At 37.1% G+C, this 15,961-nt stretch carries 16 protein-coding genes; 14 read left to right on the top strand and 2 right to left on the bottom strand.

What is annotated here, in order from left to right:
* Nucleotides 1-82 precede the first annotated feature (82 nt).
* The 4 genes from FSZ17_RS21865 (at nucleotide 83) to FSZ17_RS21850 (ending at nucleotide 4,830) form a co-directional block, all read left to right on the top strand.
* On the top strand, nucleotides 83-826 hold the full coding sequence (locus FSZ17_RS21865) for a YwmB family TATA-box binding protein (protein ID WP_057772879.1): 744 nt from the start codon (nucleotides 83-85) through the stop codon (nucleotides 824-826).
* Nucleotides 827-859: 33 nt separating this feature from the next.
* Nucleotides 860-2,173 (top strand): UDP-N-acetylglucosamine 1-carboxyvinyltransferase, encoded by a 1,314-nt coding sequence (gene murA, locus FSZ17_RS21860; RefSeq protein WP_057772881.1) that lies wholly within the window; start codon nucleotides 860-862, stop codon nucleotides 2,171-2,173.
* 273 nt (nucleotides 2,174-2,446) lie between these two features.
* On the top strand, nucleotides 2,447-3,478 hold the full coding sequence (gene spoIID, locus FSZ17_RS21855; RefSeq protein ID WP_057772883.1) for a stage II sporulation protein D: 1,032 nt from the start codon (nucleotides 2,447-2,449) through the stop codon (nucleotides 3,476-3,478).
* 464 nt (nucleotides 3,479-3,942) lie between these two features.
* The gene (locus FSZ17_RS21850; protein WP_057772885.1) at nucleotides 3,943-4,830 is read left to right on the top strand and encodes a stage II sporulation protein SpoIIQ; all 888 of its coding nucleotides are present in this window, start codon (nucleotides 3,943-3,945) and stop codon (nucleotides 4,828-4,830) included.
* A 244-nt stretch (nucleotides 4,831-5,074) separates the two neighbouring features.
* Here FSZ17_RS21850 and FSZ17_RS21845 read toward each other — a convergent pair whose 3' ends face one another.
* Nucleotides 5,075-5,719: a LysM peptidoglycan-binding domain-containing protein gene (locus FSZ17_RS21845; protein WP_228460254.1), complete on the bottom strand. Its 645-nt coding sequence runs from the start codon at nucleotides 5,717-5,719 to the stop codon at nucleotides 5,075-5,077.
* 762 nt (nucleotides 5,720-6,481) lie between these two features.
* On the opposite strand from FSZ17_RS21845, the gene spoIIID reads away from it, so the two are divergent.
* The 8 genes from spoIIID (at nucleotide 6,482) to FSZ17_RS21805 (ending at nucleotide 14,502) form a co-directional block, all read left to right on the top strand.
* Nucleotides 6,482-6,754: a sporulation transcriptional regulator SpoIIID gene (gene spoIIID / locus FSZ17_RS21840; protein WP_057772888.1), complete on the top strand. Its 273-nt coding sequence runs from the start codon at nucleotides 6,482-6,484 to the stop codon at nucleotides 6,752-6,754.
* A 420-nt stretch (nucleotides 6,755-7,174) separates the two neighbouring features.
* Nucleotides 7,175-8,176 carry a rod shape-determining protein gene (gene mreB, locus FSZ17_RS21835; RefSeq protein WP_057772890.1) on the top strand — a complete coding sequence of 334 codons (1,002 nt, stop codon included), beginning with the start codon at nucleotides 7,175-7,177 and terminating at the stop codon, nucleotides 8,174-8,176.
* Between the two features lie 208 nt (nucleotides 8,177-8,384).
* Complete coding sequence (locus tag FSZ17_RS21830) at nucleotides 8,385-9,206, top strand: flagellar hook-basal body protein (protein WP_057772892.1); 822 nt, start codon at nucleotides 8,385-8,387, stop codon at nucleotides 9,204-9,206.
* 54 nt (nucleotides 9,207-9,260) lie between these two features.
* Nucleotides 9,261-10,103, top strand: coding sequence for a flagellar hook-basal body protein (locus FSZ17_RS21825; RefSeq protein WP_057772894.1), 843 nt, complete (start codon nucleotides 9,261-9,263; stop codon nucleotides 10,101-10,103).
* 15 nt (nucleotides 10,104-10,118) lie between these two features.
* A complete protein-coding gene (locus tag FSZ17_RS21820; protein WP_057772896.1) occupies nucleotides 10,119-10,391 on the top strand; it encodes a DNA-directed RNA polymerase subunit beta in 273 nt (90 codons plus the stop codon).
* Nucleotides 10,392-10,764: 373 nt separating this feature from the next.
* Entirely contained in the window at nucleotides 10,765-12,114 is a 1,350-nt protein-coding gene (locus FSZ17_RS21815) for a hypothetical protein (RefSeq protein WP_057772898.1), read from the top strand.
* A 1,369-nt stretch (nucleotides 12,115-13,483) separates the two neighbouring features.
* Nucleotides 13,484-13,906 carry a 3-hydroxyacyl-ACP dehydratase FabZ gene (gene fabZ, locus FSZ17_RS21810; protein ID WP_057772902.1) on the top strand — a complete coding sequence of 141 codons (423 nt, stop codon included), beginning with the start codon at nucleotides 13,484-13,486 and terminating at the stop codon, nucleotides 13,904-13,906.
* A 275-nt stretch (nucleotides 13,907-14,181) separates the two neighbouring features.
* Nucleotides 14,182-14,502 carry a hypothetical protein gene (locus tag FSZ17_RS21805; RefSeq protein ID WP_057772904.1) on the top strand — a complete coding sequence of 107 codons (321 nt, stop codon included), beginning with the start codon at nucleotides 14,182-14,184 and terminating at the stop codon, nucleotides 14,500-14,502.
* Nucleotides 14,503-14,566: 64 nt separating this feature from the next.
* On the opposite strand, the gene FSZ17_RS21800 is transcribed toward FSZ17_RS21805, so the two are convergent.
* Nucleotides 14,567-15,001 (bottom strand): YwpF-like family protein, encoded by a 435-nt coding sequence (locus tag FSZ17_RS21800; RefSeq protein ID WP_057772906.1) that lies wholly within the window; start codon nucleotides 14,999-15,001, stop codon nucleotides 14,567-14,569.
* 301 nt (nucleotides 15,002-15,302) lie between these two features.
* Here FSZ17_RS21800 and ssb point away from each other — a divergent pair, with 301 nt between their 5' ends.
* Together ssb and FSZ17_RS21790 are read left to right on the top strand one after the other, a co-directional pair.
* Nucleotides 15,303-15,662: a single-stranded DNA-binding protein gene (gene ssb, locus FSZ17_RS21795; RefSeq protein ID WP_057772908.1), complete on the top strand. Its 360-nt coding sequence runs from the start codon at nucleotides 15,303-15,305 to the stop codon at nucleotides 15,660-15,662.
* 4 nt (nucleotides 15,663-15,666) lie between these two features.
* Nucleotides 15,667-15,867: a hypothetical protein gene (locus FSZ17_RS21790; RefSeq protein ID WP_228460253.1), complete on the top strand. Its 201-nt coding sequence runs from the start codon at nucleotides 15,667-15,669 to the stop codon at nucleotides 15,865-15,867.
* Nucleotides 15,868-15,961: the final 94 nt, after the last annotated feature.

The raw sequence follows: 15,961 nt of genomic DNA, 5'->3' as shown, positions 1-15,961 counted from the left end.
TTATTGTCAAAAAGTGACGACATTTCCCAAGTATGCTCTTCTTCTCCTTGGTAACAATGGTACTAAGGGAGAGGAAGCAGATATGAAGACCACAAAATTAATTTTGTTAATTATTGGAATAACCGGTTTAGTGATAATAAACATTGGAAATAAAACGACTGTAGCAGAAGGAGAGCTTGACCTCTTGGCGTTAGCCTCCATTTTACAAGACGAAAATATTTTGATCACTGAATGGTCTTTACATGCAAGAGAAAAAATGGAAAATGTCGAAAGCCTTGAGCAGGTTCAGAACTTAACAGAGGATTTAAAACAACAATTTTATAATTGGGAATGGACGAGTAAGTCATACGAGAAACATTTGGAAACAGTGGCTGTTTTAAACTCTAATGCCCAAAGTGAAACAATAAAAATTCTTACGACCCCCATAAACGGTCAAGTTCAGACGTATGTCATTTATGAGGTTAAAGGTAAAGGTTGGCAAGAAAAAGTAGAGCAAAAGATATCAAAGCAATTGGAAAGCAGAATTTCTGACATTTTTCGTGGAAATGCCACATTTTTCTCTTGTTTAAAAGGCGAATTCAATGATAGAATTGAAAAGACTTTGTCTAATGAAATGGAAAATTTATTGACAGCCTTTAATGCAGAAGAAGTTGAAGCTTTAAGTGAGGGGAATTTCATTTCCACATCGGCTTATTCAACCATGTTTGATAAATCCATTGCAACGAAAGGCAAGGATATGAATTTGCAAATTGCAATTAGAAATCAAGGATTGGGCGGGGAGACTACCCTTGTAGTTGGCACACCCATCATAACGATTGAATATTAATATAGAGAAAATGGACGCGGAGGGGAATACATTTTGGAAAAAATCATCGTCCGCGGCGGAAAAAGGCTAAGCGGTATTGTAAAAGTAGAAGGAGCAAAGAACGCTGTCTTACCAGTTATCGCCGCAACACTATTAGCAAGTGATGGCAAAAGCGTAATTCGTGATGTACCGACACTCTCCGATGTATACACCATCAATGAAGTTTTACGCTATTTAAACGCAGAAGTAGAGTTTAAAAATAACGAAGTAACTGTAAATGCATCTCGAGAGTTAAGGGAAGAAGCACCTTTTGAATATGTTCGTAAAATGCGTGCTTCCGTTTTAGTAATGGGGTCACTGCTCGCTAGGAATGGCCGTGCCCGTGTAGCATTGCCTGGCGGTTGTGCTATTGGATCTCGCCCAATTGATCAGCATTTAAAAGGCTTTGAAGCGATGGGTGCTACAGTTAAGGTTGGAAATGGGTTTATTGAAGCTGAGGCAGCTAATGGCCGCTTATATGGGGCAAAAATATATCTTGACTTCCCAAGCGTTGGTGCAACGGAAAATATTATGATGGCTGCTACCCTTGCAAAAGGAACAACCATTTTAGAAAACGTAGCGAAAGAACCTGAAATTGTAGACTTAGCAAATTTCCTAAATAAAATGGGTGCAAAAGTAAAAGGCGCTGGTACAGGTACAATCAAAATAGAAGGTGTCGATCAATTATTTGGAACAGAGCATCATATTATTCCAGACCGAATTGAAGCGGGTACTTTTATGGTTGCAGCTGCTATTACAGGCGGCGATGTACTTGTAAAAGGTGCAGTTCCTGAGCATTCCACTTCCTTAATTGCAAAAATGGAAGAAATGGGTGTTACGTTTATTGAAGAAGCAGATGGGATTCGTGTATTAGGACCTAAGAAGCTAAAGGCAGTTGATATTAAAACGATGCCACATCCAGGCTTCCCGACAGACATGCAATCACAGATGATGGCTTTATTACTGCATGCGAACGGTACGAGTGTCATTACTGAAACTGTATTTGAAAATCGCTTCATGCATGTAGAGGAATTCCGCCGTATGAATGCCGATATTAAGATTGAAGGTCGTTCTGTGATTATGAATGGTCCTTCCAACCTTCAGGGAGCAGAGGTAGGAGCTACAGATTTACGCGCAGCAGCTGCACTCATTCTTTCTGGATTGGTTGCAGACGGAGTGACACGAGTAACAGAATTAAAGCATCTTGACCGCGGATATGTGGACTTCCACGAGAAGCTTGCTGCTTTAGGTGCTGATATTGAACGAATTCATGATATGGATGAAACGGCTGCTCAAGAAAGAAGCTTTGTTTCTGATATGAATGCATAATTTATGGGGATGTATTTCCCTATATATCTGCAATTAAGATACCAATCACGCAAAATTAACCTGTCAGACATCTGACCGGCCGATTTTGCGTTTTTTCTATTTCTGGACTGAATTCCTTTTCAAACCTTAATAGCTTGATCGAATGAAAGGAAATTCATGCACATTTAAGTGAAAAAAACTTGTCATAATAGCCTGTCCAAGACCATAAGAATGAAAAGAGACGAGACTTGAAGGTAAGGGTCTATAGAATACTATCTTATGGAGGCATAAATCATGACAAAATTCAAACCTATCATCGCACTAGCCGCACTGCTGATTTTCATTACACTCTTGATCCCTTCTTTGTTAGTACTCCCTTTTACTGAAGATAAGGTAACCGGCAAGTTAGGGGAGCAACTAAAAAAGGGAGACAGCTCGGTTGAAACAGCATCTTCTTCTACTCAATCTTCCATAGAAGTAGCCGTTTTTCGAATGGAAAAAAAGAAAGTTGAAAAGCTTCCGCTTGAGGAATATGTAGTTGGTGTCGTTGCTTCAGAAATGCCAAGACAATTCGAAAAAGAAGCTTTAAAGGCTCAGGCTTTAGCAGCAAGAACATATATTGTTAATCAAATGCTAAGTAAAAAGAAGTCGGGATTACCTGGTGATGCCCTTGTTACTGATACGGTGGAACATCAGGTATATAAAGATAAAGAAGAAATAAAAAGAACGTTTAAAGCTGATTATAATTGGGCGATTAAAAAAATCACAGAAGCGGTCAACGAAACAAGCGGACAAATCATAACATACGAAGGTACACCGATAGATGCAAGTTTCTTTTCGACAAGTAATGGGTTTACGGAAAATTCCGAGGACATCTGGTTAACTCCAATTCCATATTTAAAAAGTGTAGAAAGCCCATGGGATTTAAAATCTCCTAAGTTCAGCGATCAAAAAGTATTGTCCATTTCAGAATTCGAGTCGAAGCTTGGCGTGAAGCTACCTGATGATAGTACAATTGGTACGGTAACAGAGAGGACTGCTGGCAAGCGTGTAGGCAAGGTTGAAATAAACGGCAAGGTTGTGAAGGGGAAAGATGTAAGGGAAGAGCTCGGGCTCAATTCCACAGACTTTACTTGGAAGCGTAAGGGCGACAATATTGTCATTAACACAAAGGGTTATGGACACGGCGTTGGTATGAGCCAATACGGAGCAAACGGGATGGCTGCAGAAGGAAAAAACTATAAAGACATCATCGCCTATTATTATCAAGGCGTAGAAATCGCCGATTCAGAAAATGTATTAACAAAAGTCCTAGCAAAAAAATAACATTCATCGGTGCCAGGCACCGCTCGTGGACAAATGGATTATTTGTGTTTTTGGGGTGGAGATTAAATCAAAGGAGCTACCATAATGATGGTAGCTTTTTTTGGCTAATAAGAAAGTTTAAGTATATTAACGTACTAAAGTAAAGTGTGTGTTCAATTAAATATCTGCTAACAAGATCGCATAAGAAAACTAAGGCATTCGCCAAAAATGACTTGGCGAACGCCAAGTATTTCTAATGTAAAAATGAAAATGTCGTCGGACTGGTTGAGCAAGCATTGATGTACGAAGTAATCACCAGCTACATACAAGGTTGAAAGTGGGTACTAATGATTTTTATAGAAAAATTTTTAAACAAAAATGTATAATTTCATCGATCATGTCGAAAAATAATCGAAAAAAATATTTTTTATAGAATGTATATAATTCTTCTAAACTGTTCAGAATGATTGCTGAGGTGATGATAAATGAGAGAGGAAGAAAAGAAACGATCTTCTCAAAAATCCAGCTTTAAGCGCTTTTTCAAAAAGCGTTGGGCATTCCCAGCTATCTACATTGCAACAGCAGCAATCATTCTAACCGCGGTCCTTTGGTATCAAAACGCAAATAACAGTGCAACGGATCCGAAAAGCCTAGATAATAAGGCGACAGATGTTCCAGGCAAAAAGTTCAACGATCCTGGAATTGAGGTTAACCGTGCTATGGAAAACTTCACGATGCCTGTAAAAGACGCTGATTCAGCAGTCATTCTAAGAAAATTCTATGATAAGAATGGCAAGGCTGAAGATCAGGAAGCGGCACTGGTGTTTTACCATAATCAATACCATCAAAATACAGGTATTGATATTCAAGTGGGAGAAGGCGAAACATTTGATGTTGTAGCATCACTAAGTGGGACTGTTACAAAAGTGGATGAAGATGTGCTTTTGGGAAATGTCATTGAAATTGATCATGACAATGGAATTGTAACCCAATATCAATCAGTTAATGAGATCGTTGTTGAGGTTGGCGACGAAGTGAAGCAAGGACAAGTTATTGCAAAAGCTGGAGAAAGCATGTTTGACGAAGAAAGCGGTATACATGTACATTTTGAAATTCGCAAGAACAGTGTAGCTGTAAATCCGGAAGATTACTTACAAAAACCGTTAAGCACGTTACAGGAGCTTGAGCAAACTGATAAAACGGAATCAGCTGATGATAAAAAACCAACAGAAGAAAAAGATGCGGTAGAGGACAAGACTCCAGAAGATAAACCTGAAGATGATAAATCAAGCGATGAAGAGAAGGATTCTGGAGAAAAAGAAAATTCTGATGACAAGACAAAAGAAAATACAAAAGAATCCTCAAATGCATAAGAAAACCCGCCAATGGCGGGTTTTTTTATTGCAACGTAAAATTCGAGTTATGAATAAGTTCAGGATACAAAATCGACAAATTTCCCGAGAAATACCGGAGCTTATGTCATTTTTCTTCATAAAATCTGGTATATTAATAAACTGTAACAAAAGACTGATTGGGTTAGTTATATCATTTGGAGTAAATAAAAATGATTATCTACGCAGGTTTTTTCGGGAAGAGGTGAAGAATGATCTCTGTTGATTATTGAATTTGAATTAGTGCTCCATTTTTATAGGAAACAATGACTTCCTTACCAGCGAGTTTTTGATAGGTATGTGCTGTGCCGTATGGGACCATTAAGACAAAATGGTTATTATTAGAGATGAATTCAACTGTCTGTTTATCAACAGCACCAATGACCTTTGCTTTTTTATAAAAAATGTTATCAAGAATGATAAGTTTTTGATCGATAAGAACCATATTTTTCGTCAGATTGTTTTGCTTTTTAAGCTCCTCTACTGAAATACCAAATCTATTTGCGATACTCCAAAGAGTGTCTCCAGGGGCAACAGTATAGACAGCAGCACTCTGTAAAGAATCTCCTGGTGTTTGAAGCTTTACAGGAACCTCTAAGGTTTGTCCGATATAAATTTTGTCGGAAGTAAGCTTATTGATACTTTTTAGCTCTTTAATAGATATTCCATTTTCCTTTGAAATACGGTAAAGAGAATCTCCTTCTTTGACTGTATAAGTGCCACTGAGTGCTTTTGCTTCATTTGTTGTTAATGCAAAAGATGAAGCAGTAATTGCTGCGGCAAGTGTTGCTCCAGCAAACGTAACCTTCCGCTTTCTAGCCTTTGTTCTCCTTTCTGCTATTATTCTCTCTTTACGACTTTGCATGATCATCGAAAACTCCCCTTCTTCTAACAACTAGGAAACAAATGGATAAACATGGTGCTAAAACCATAAATATGAATAGCCATTCAGACTCATTCTATTTGAATCTATTAATGTCGACAATAGGGATAATATCATGATAATTGCAGAATTTTGTCTCCTTCTTATCCACTAGGTAAGTATTCAAGATGCAGGCAAGAAAGACTAGAGATATTGTTGGCATAGGTAATAAATTCCTATAAATATAAAAATAAAGATTCGGAAAGCAATGTTTACATTGTAAAGACATAATTTGTTAATAAAGAAAATGTCGAATGATAAGGAAATAAGACTTAGTTTTGCACAGTGAAAATCTTCCTTAATTAGGTGTTTAGATCTGGTGAATTTGACATTTGTATTAATTTTTTTATGTAGGTCAGAAAAAGTATTTTATTAAATAAGATGGGTTATATTTGGTAAATCGTTAAATTTTCAAAAAACTTTCATAATACCTTGTCCCTATTGAGTTTTTCGTGCATATATCAGCAACCAAGCTAATACACTGATACAAACCTTACAAAGAGAGTGTTTGAGGTGAGGAGTCGTTTAGAAGTAACATTGAATGTGCCTCGGGACATGTTTATTCACCGCAAGTTCAGAAAGTAATAGCTTTCTGCCGCATGAGTAAGATTATTTTAGCAACCTTTTCCATGCGGAATGAAGTATAGGTCAAGGCGAAAAAGCGAGTCTCATTTCACACTTCTCACATCCAATTTAGGGAGGGCGAGTGGTGTGCACGATTACATCAAAGAGAGAACTATCAAGATTGGAAAGTATATCGTGGAGACGAGAAAAACAGTTCGCGTCATTGCGAAAGAGTTTGGCGTATCCAAAAGTACAGTCCATAAAGACTTAACAGAAAGACTTCCTGAAATTAACCCTGAACTGGCGAATGAAGTGAAGGAAATTCTAGATTATCATAAATCAATCCGACATTTACGCGGGGGAGAAGCCACAAAGATGAAATATAAGAAAGAAGAAATGGAAGGAGAGGTCGTTAAGTAAAATAATGCTAAAGCGACTGATCGACTATGATATTTGAAGCGCAAAAGCAATCGGCAATTTCAGCTGGTTGCTTTTTAAATATGCAGCAGGACCTATAAAAAGAAATGAAAATGACCAATATTCACCTAATCTTTTCTGCCTACGACAAATTTCTTCAAAAACTCTCACAATTTCTGACAAAATGTTATTTAAATTTCAATGAGTGTGGTAGAATAATGAATTAGGATAGAACTTAGTTCGTATATCAAAAGTTTATAGATTCATACATGAGAAGAAAATACAAAAAAATAGCGAGGTTCGCTTAACATAGCTGAAAAACATAAGAAATTGTGCCGGGCTTAAGGTTTGGCGCTTGATTATGTCCATAAGTCAAAAATGGCGGACAGTGCTGTCCAGTAATCAAGGAGGAACGAATAAAGGATGTTTGCAAGGGATATTGGAATTGATTTAGGTACGGCAAATGTGCTGATTCACGTTAAAGGCCGTGGAATTGTATTGAATGAACCATCAGTTGTTGCAATTGATAAAAACACGAATAAGGTACTTGCTGTAGGTGAGGAAGCACGTCGTATGGTCGGGCGTACACCTGGAAATATTGCAGCTATTCGCCCTCTTAAAGATGGAGTTATTGCAGACTTTGATGTCACAGAAGCAATGTTAAAGCATTTTATTAACAAATTGAATGTGAAAGGCTTTTTATCAAAGCCTCGCATTTTAATCTGCTGTCCGACAAACATCACAAGTGTCGAGCAAAAAGCAATTAGAGAAGCGGCCGAAAAAAGTGGTGGAAAGAAAATTTATTTAGAAGAAGAGCCGAAAGTGGCAGCTATCGGTGCTGGTATGGATATTTTCCAACCGAGCGGAAATATGGTTGTTGATATTGGTGGAGGAACGACGGATGTAGCCGTCCTTTCCATGGGTGATATCGTTACTTCCTCTTCTATTAAAATGGCTGGGGACGCATTTGACAATGAAATTCTCCAGTATATCAAACGCGAGTACAAGCTTCTAATCGGGGAAAGAACAGCTGAAAATATTAAAACAGGCATCGGTACTGTTTTCCCAGGTTCTAGAACGGAAGAAATGGAAATTCGCGGCCGAGATATGGTTACTGGTCTTCCTAGAACGATTACTGTTCGTTCAGAGGAAATTGAGCATGCACTTAGAGAATCAGTCTCAGTTATCGTTCAAGCAGCGAAAAGTGTATTAGAACGAACACCACCAGAATTGTCAGCTGACATTATTGACCGCGGTGTCATCCTAACAGGTGGAGGAGCGCTTCTCCATGGCATTGACACCCTTCTAGCTGAAGAATTAAAAGTCCCAGTACTTATTGCTGAAAATCCAATGGATTGTGTTGCAATAGGCACAGGAATCATGCTCGATAATATTGATAAGCTTCCTAGAAGAAAGCTTGGTTAATTGTTTTAAAAAGAGCCCGCCAAACTGCTGGCGGGCTCCTTTTTTGAATAACCGTTTTCCTAGTTATAGTAATAAATACTTTTTTCGAAAAATTTAATGTTTATTTCATGGATTTTTTTTATAATAGAAATAGCGTCTAATTCTATGAGAAATTAAGCTTTTTATACATAAATATTTATCCAAGTTTTTACAATGAGGTGAACTTTTTATGTTCAGAGGTTTTTATACAGCTGCTTCCGGTATGATCGCTCAGCAAAGAAGAACTGAAATGTTAACAAATAATATGGCAAATGCCAATACACCTGGCTATAAGGCTGATCAATCCTCTTTGCGTGCATTTCCTGAAATGCTACTTACGCGATTCGATGAGCAATCGAGCTCCACACCAAAGGGAGTTAATCTTCCCTTTAATAAAAAAATTGGTTCCCTAAACACAGGTGTATATATGCAAGAAACGATTCCTGCTTTTATGCAAGGGGATTTAAAGGAAACGGGAAACCAGACAGACATTGCCTTATTGGATGTTTCTTTGCCTGAGAATAGCGGTGTATTTTTTACAGTTGCTGGCCCAAACGGGGAGCAGCAGTATACACGAAACGGGAACTTTACAATTGATGGACAAGGATTCTTAACAACGGCAAGCGGATTATACGTTTTAAATGATGCAGGGAACCGGATCCAGCTAACAAGCGACCATTTTACCGTGAATGAAAATGGTGTTTTAACTGGAGATGCGGGAGAAACAGCAAGACTAGGAATTGCCTTTTCAGATGATCCGAACCGACTAATGAAACAAGGAGACGGTCTGTATCGTACAGAGGATGGCAATGCTCTTGGCAGCGCATACGATGAAGCTGGTGACGGCTTTAAGCTTCAGCAAGGCTTTATCGAGCGGTCTAATGTAGATGTTGGAAGAACGATGACCGATATGATGACAGCTTACCGCGCGTTTGAAGCGAATCAGAAAGTCCTTCAAGCATACGACCGCAGCATGGAAAGAGCTGCAAACGAAATTGGACGAATCGGTTAATTTTTAACATAAGAAAATCACTATAAACATATAACCCGATAAGGGAGATAAAATATGAACAGAACAATGATCACTGCACAAAATACATTAACCCAGCTGCAAAAGCAAATGGACATTGTCAGTAATAATATGGCTAATATTGATACGACTGGCTATAAGCGCAGAGAAGCGAATTTCACCGATTTGCTTGTTCAGCAGTTCAATAATCAGACAAGGCCTAATGCTGAAGGAAATCGGTTAACACCTAATGGGGTTCGTGTAGGAGTTGGGGCTAAGCTTGGTCAATCTCAGCTCGTGATGACGCAAGGAAGCTTAAAAACGACTGACAGGCCTCTTGATCTAGCTTTCACGACTACAGGTCAATATTTTCGTGTTTTAGAGCAAGGAGAGAATGGTTCTGCTGTGCGCTATACAAGAGATGGCGCCTTTTATTTAACACCGTTATCACAAAATGAAACAATGCTTGTAACAGGTGATGGCTATCCTGTTTTAGATGAGAATAATAATCCAATTACCATTACTGGAGATGTGAAGGAATTTAAGGTGACAGAGCAAGGAAGATTGATTGCGACGATGAATAACGGAAGTACAAGCGAATTCAATCTTGGAATATCCCTTATAAAAAAACCTCAATTTCTTGAGCAAAAAGGAGGCAATCTCCTTGGTCTTCCAGAAAATTTCGAGGAATTAAATACGCCTGTAGAGGATATTTTAACCGAAATGAGTGGGCCTTTACGTAATCAAATTGCTATTCAACAGGGTGCTCTTGAACAGTCTAATGTTGATATGGCAAAGGAAATGACCGAATTAATTAACCTCCAACGATCCTATCAATTTCAGTCTAGATCCATTTCAATAGCCGATCAAATGATGGGACTTGTCAACGGAATTCGTTAAAGGGGAAATCGAAATATGGCTTTGAACAATAATAATCAAGAAGCAGCAAAATCGCGTGAGCAATTTAAAAAAGAACAAACCGTTAAAGAAGGGACAAAACGCAATCGCCGTATTCGCGTGCGTTTGATTCCTATTTGGCTGCGGATTATCATTGTTGCTGTATTAATTTCCCTAAGTGCAATTGCGGGAGCCGCTTTCGGATATGGAGTCGTAGGCGACGGGGATGCTAAGGATATTTTTAAAAAATCAACATGGACGCATATCAAGGACCTTGTTGAAAATGAATAAGTGCAAATGTGAAGGAAGGGGAGACCCTTCCTTTTTTTTAGCTAAAAGGAAAGATAAAGTTTATTAATGTACTAAAGTAAAGTGTGTGTTCAATTAAATATCTGCTAATAAGATCGCATAAGAAAAACTAAGGCATTCGTCATAACGAACTTGGCGAATGCCAAGTTTTTCTAATTAAAGAATGTGCAGCATGATAGCTTCCGTTAGATCAGGGCTACAGAAATCAGGATTTCCTGCACAATTCCATTTACGGTAGGCGGAGATATTGCGATTTTCTAGTTGTCAATCTCTTCGATTGAGATTATAATTATGCTAGTTTTTACATAGAAAATAATTACATCATAACCTATTTTTAGAAAAGGTGGAGCAGCAGATGGAGAAAAAAATGAGTAAGGCTGTCCAAATAATAGCGGCAACAACCGTTGCTACTTCAGGCTTTGTTGCATTTAGCCCAGTTCAAACGGAGGCAGCAACTTCAGCAGAAACACTTGTAAAAAAATCAGAAGAAAGTAAAGTTGCTTTGATGCGTGCTATTTCAGTTGACTACAGCGCAAGTGTAAAGATTCAGCCTATTAAAGAATATAACAAGGCAAAAGACGATTATTTAGCTGCAAAGAAAGCGGTTAATCAGTTATCAGGAAAGCAAAAGCAAATCCTGAGTGCCCGTCTTGACGTCGTAAAGCAATGGTTGGATCGCGGCGCAGGTTACATCGATGCGATCTCCTCAGGAAAAAAATTGATTACGCTTCAAGCTGCTCTGCAAAAGCACCTAAAAGCAGGAAATCCGAAAGAAGCAACCGAAGCTTACCACAAACTTTCTAATGAAATAAATAAGCAAGCAAAAATTCTTTACCGTGTACATGGAAAATCAACCCGTCAAGCCATGCTAGAATACTATAAGGTACCAGCAGAAGAAGCGAAAGAAAAAGCTCGTTTCCCAGTCAGCATTCATATTGAGCTAGAACGGCTAGCAAAAGAGCTTGAAAAAGGCGACGACAGCAAGTATATGCAACGCATGTCTAATATTGAAGAATGGTTCGAATTCGTAGAAGAGGATGCACTTTTTGATGCATTATTGGAACGATATTATGAGGTTGATAGTTTATATGTTCCAGAGGTTGCCGAAGTTACTCTTGCCAATGTAGTCATTCCTACTGATGCTAACGACCTTGACATATTTTTAGCATTTTTATTTTTTGATAAGCATGGAAATGAGCTAGACATTGATCCTTATAAATACGGATATATTATCAAAGATGATAAAGGCTACTTCAAAGAAGATGGTACCCTTGTTGATGCTTATGTAAAGACAGGTTTAACGAAATTTGAAAAGGTGAAAATAGAGCTTATTGATGCAAAGACAAAAAAAGTTGTAAAAGAAGCGAATCTTGATGTAATTGATGGAAATAAACTATATTATCTCGATCAAGGCAATCTGACAGATGAATCAGGTAAAGATCCAGAAAACCTTATCGTCGGAAAAACATACCAATTTAAACCAACATTGGCCGTAACCTATAATGGAAAAGAAATTGGCAATGATCCAGGAGAAAGTGTCTCTTTAGCCGATCTGCCAGGAATAACATTTAGCTCCACTAATGAAAAGGTATTTACAGTAAGTCCAACAGGAAAAGTTACAGCAGTTGGTGCCGGTGAAGCGTCTCTAATCGTTTCTTGGAATGGTTATGAACTTGATTACTATTATGAAGTAAAAGCAAAATAATCGGTTTGATTTTTTTTTAAAAGGGCTAGGTCGTGAACTGCAATTGTTGTATGCTATTGCAATTCAGATGACCTAAGCTTTTTTTATTTATAAGGAAAATAATATATTTTTGTCGCTTTTTCACTACCTACCCAATAACCCTTTTTCGCGAATATCTTTAAATTTGGAAACTAACGAATCTTTGTTTCCGCTTTTCCACGATTTTTTTTAAAAATGGGAAACTAGGCGGCTATTATTTCCATTATTTTGCTAATATCTTTAAATTTGGAAACTAACGAATCTTTGTTTCCGCTTTTCCATGATTTTTTAAAAAAATGGGAAACTAAGCGGCTCTTGTTTCCATTATTTTCGCGAATATCTTTAAATTTGGAAACTAACGAGTCTTTGTTTCCACTTTTCCATGATTTTTTAAAAAAATGGGAAACTAAGCGGCAATTATTTCCATTATTTTCGCGAATATCTTTAAATTTGGAAACTAACGAATCTTTGTTTTCACTTTTCCACGATTTTTTAAAAAAATGGGAAACTAGGCAGCTCTTATTTCCATTATTTTTGCGAATATCTTTAAATTTGGAAACTAACGAATCTTTGTTTTCACTTTTCCATGATTTTTTTAAAAAAATGGGAAACTAGGCAGCTCTTGCCTCCATTTTTTTCACGAATATCTTTAAATTTGGAAACTAACGAATCTTTGTTTCCACTTTTCCATGATTTTTTAAAAAAATGGGAAACTAAGCGGCTCTTGTTTCCATTTTTTTTTGCGAATATCTTTAAATTTGGAAACTAACGAGTCTTTGTTTCCACTTTTCCATGATTTTTTTAGAAAATGGGAAGCTATGTGGCTCTAGTTTCCATTTTTTTTTTGTGAATATCTTTAAATATGGAAACTAACGAATCATTGTTTCCACTTTTCCATGATTTTTTAAAAAAATGGGAAACTAAGTGGCTCTTGTTTCCATCATTTTCGCGAATATTTTTTAATTTGGAAACTAACGAATCTTTGTTTCCGCTTTTCCACTATTTTTTTAAAAAAATGGGAAACAAGGCGGCTCTTGTTTCCACTTTGTAAAACTTTAATTTAATATAATTTGAAATATATAGGAAATTTATGCGTAATTCGTTTTATGCTTTTCTCGATAGACAGTGATGATGGAGTTCTAACAAACCTACCTATGTTCTCATGTGTATCCAGCTTCTCATAAAGAAGTATGGGATAGAGTATAAGTTAACGAATAAAAGGACAAGGTGAGGTTTGATATATTTCCTACTTTTGAAAGAAGTTTTTGACGAAAATGAAATCCCTTTGCGAATGCCGATTTTTTTAGTAAAATAATAATATTACACCTAATATTAGGAGGAGGTACTAAATATGTTGGATATTCAGCAAATTAAAGAAATCATTCCCCACCGTTATCCATTTTTACTTATTGATAGAATTCTTGAAGTTGAGGAAGGGCACAAAGCAATTGGCATCAAAAATGTAACCGCGAATGAGGAATTTTTTAACGGTCATTTTCCAGATTATCCTGTAATGCCAGGGGTGCTTATCGTCGAAGCATTAGCGCAAGTTGGTGCAGTCGCCATGTTAAAAAAGGAAGAAAACCGAGGCCGCCTAGCCTTTTTTACTGGAATTGATAAATGCCGATTTAAAAGGCAGGTAAAGCCTGGAGATCAGCTCCGTCTTGAAGTTGAGATGATTCGAATTAAAGGACCAATTGGTAAAGGTAAAGGCATTGCAACTGTTGATGGTGAGCTTGTGTGTGAAACGGAAATTATGTTTGCATTACAGTAAACCTTTATCGAAAAATATTTAGTGAAAGCCAGCATATAAATTGCTGGCTTTATTTTTTTGCTAATAGGGTATGCTAATTTTTATTCGATATTTAAGTTAATATGAGGCTTCGATATAGTATCTGCAAAAAAGATCGTATAAAACTAAGGCATTCGTTGGAAAAAGTTGACGAATGCTAAGTTTTTCTAATGCAAGTTGCAAACGAATTAGGGAATTATAACAGAAGACCAAATAAAAAAAGGTCACCATAAATTGATTGAAAGGAGTTATTTCTTATGAGTAAAAAGCTTTTAAGCATCATTGGAGGAACCTTCCTTACAGCAATGCTTTTTGCTGGATGTGCGACAACTGACCAGGAACCGCCTCCGGAAAATAAAAATAATAACGTCAATACCCCAGGAGTAAATGATAATAATGGAAACAATGGAAACAATGGTGTGAATGACGATTTAGACCGAAACAATGATATTCAAAATAACAATAACGACATTAATACGGATAACGATGGGGACATGATGAAAGATCATAACGATCCTGGTGAAGAACCAATTGAAGATAAAAGAGACCGGAATGACAAAGATAATGTAGATAGATAATTTATTTAGATTGGCTGGAAATAACAATTAATAACCATAAAACTCCCAACAGGATGTGGGAGTTTTATTCGTTTTTTGCGGCTGTCATCTGAGGCTTGCTTCGAACAAGAGTTTTAAATTCTTTTAAGAGCTCTTCTCCTGAAAGTCCTTGGCTAATGAGCCTCTTTAAAACAATTTCTGCATAATCATAATTCGTTTTCATAAGCTTTCCTTCAAAAAGAATACTGATATGATCTGTTAGCTGTTTTATTGTAACTATCTTTGTTAGAAATGCAGCGGGGCTGTTTTCCTTTTTTGTAATAACAACTTGAACAGTAATATCATCACCTTTATTACTAAGTTGTTGGAAGTAGTTAAGATAGGAGTTATTAATGTAAGCCTCAAGCAGCCATTTGCTTATATCGTCCTCTTGATTGATAATCAACCCGTCTTCAAGCTCGATATCCACCAATGAATCATCTTCAACAACCTGTAACGAGACCAATTTAAAAGTCTTCATCCTATTCTCCTTTCGAAATTTATCGTTATTGTAAGATCCTAAACGCTTCTCATTACAAAAATTATAACATAGACACGTAAACGAATCGAAATTTCATGTTAAATGTATACATGTCGAAAATTATTTATTGTATTGTCAAAATATGAATTATCTAATCATATTTCATCACCAACAATACCTTTTGCCTATAAAAATTCCATTTTTTATAAATGTAATCCGTTGAAAATTTTGTTTTTCGCTTTTTACGAGTACATCTTGTAGAAGCTATGATAATGGCATCAAGTAGAGAGGAGATATACTCATGATTAATCAAGTAACATTAGTTGGTAGACTGACAAAAGACCCTGAACTAAAAAGAACACCTGAAGGTACTCCCGTAACCAATGTAACCCTAGCTGTGAATCGTCACTTCCGCAATCAGCAAGGGGAAATTGGAGCAGACTTTGTCCAATGCACACTTTGGAAAAAAACCGCGGAAAATACTTCTCGCTATTGCCGAAAGGGCTCATTAATTGGTATCACCGGTCGAATTCAAACGAGACATTATGATAATCCAGAAGGCACAAGAGTCTATGTGACCGAAGTACTGGCAGATTCAGTAAGATTTCTTGATCAAAAAAAGCAAGAAGAAACTTGGATTGCAGCAGGGAGGGAGGCATGACGAATTGAATGTCGGACGAGAGAAGGAATTAGAAAATTTAGTTGAGGCCTTAATAAGAATGCTCGGAAAATCGAATGAAAGGGTGAATGACTTAAATAAACGGGTTAATCAAATGGAAGTTATCCTACGTGAATCGATATTGCAGGGCTGCAACCCAATTCAAGCAGGAGAGGAAGATAGAAATTCTCCTAACTATACTTCATGAAAATATCCTCGGGTTTTTCCATCTCCCTTTCCTACCATAGAGAAAAACAATCGACTCCCCAAACATCCTCATTATTACCGGCGCTATAAGCGCC

Source organism: Cytobacillus dafuensis, assembly GCF_007995155.1.
Taxonomy (GTDB): Bacteria; Bacillota; Bacilli; order Bacillales; family Cytobacillaceae; genus Cytobacillus; species Cytobacillus dafuensis.
This window is presented reverse-complemented; position numbering and strand designations above follow the sequence as displayed.

Coding starts and splice junctions, on each gene's coding strand:
- FSZ17_RS21850 (WP_057772885.1), top strand. CDS start 3,943: ATGAGAGAGGAAGAAAAGAAACGATCTTCTCAAAAATCCAGCTTTAAG.
- FSZ17_RS21805 (WP_057772904.1), top strand. CDS start 14,182: ATGAGTAAAAAGCTTTTAAGCATCATTGGAGGAACCTTCCTTACAGCA.
- FSZ17_RS21800 (WP_057772906.1), bottom strand. CDS start 15,001: ATGAAGACTTTTAAATTGGTCTCGTTACAGGTTGTTGAAGATGATTCA.
- FSZ17_RS21830 (WP_057772892.1), top strand. CDS start 8,385: ATGTTCAGAGGTTTTTATACAGCTGCTTCCGGTATGATCGCTCAGCAA.
- ssb (WP_057772908.1), top strand. CDS start 15,303: ATGATTAATCAAGTAACATTAGTTGGTAGACTGACAAAAGACCCTGAA.
- FSZ17_RS21845 (WP_228460254.1), bottom strand. CDS start 5,719: ATGATCATGCAAAGTCGTAAAGAGAGAATAATAGCAGAAAGGAGAACA.
- spoIID (WP_057772883.1), top strand. CDS start 2,447: ATGACAAAATTCAAACCTATCATCGCACTAGCCGCACTGCTGATTTTC.
- FSZ17_RS21825 (WP_057772894.1), top strand. CDS start 9,261: ATGAACAGAACAATGATCACTGCACAAAATACATTAACCCAGCTGCAA.
- FSZ17_RS21820 (WP_057772896.1), top strand. CDS start 10,119: ATGGCTTTGAACAATAATAATCAAGAAGCAGCAAAATCGCGTGAGCAA.
- FSZ17_RS21815 (WP_057772898.1), top strand. CDS start 10,765: ATGGAGAAAAAAATGAGTAAGGCTGTCCAAATAATAGCGGCAACAACC.
- mreB (WP_057772890.1), top strand. CDS start 7,175: ATGTTTGCAAGGGATATTGGAATTGATTTAGGTACGGCAAATGTGCTG.
- fabZ (WP_057772902.1), top strand. CDS start 13,484: ATGTTGGATATTCAGCAAATTAAAGAAATCATTCCCCACCGTTATCCA.
- FSZ17_RS21865 (WP_057772879.1), top strand. CDS start 83: ATGAAGACCACAAAATTAATTTTGTTAATTATTGGAATAACCGGTTTA.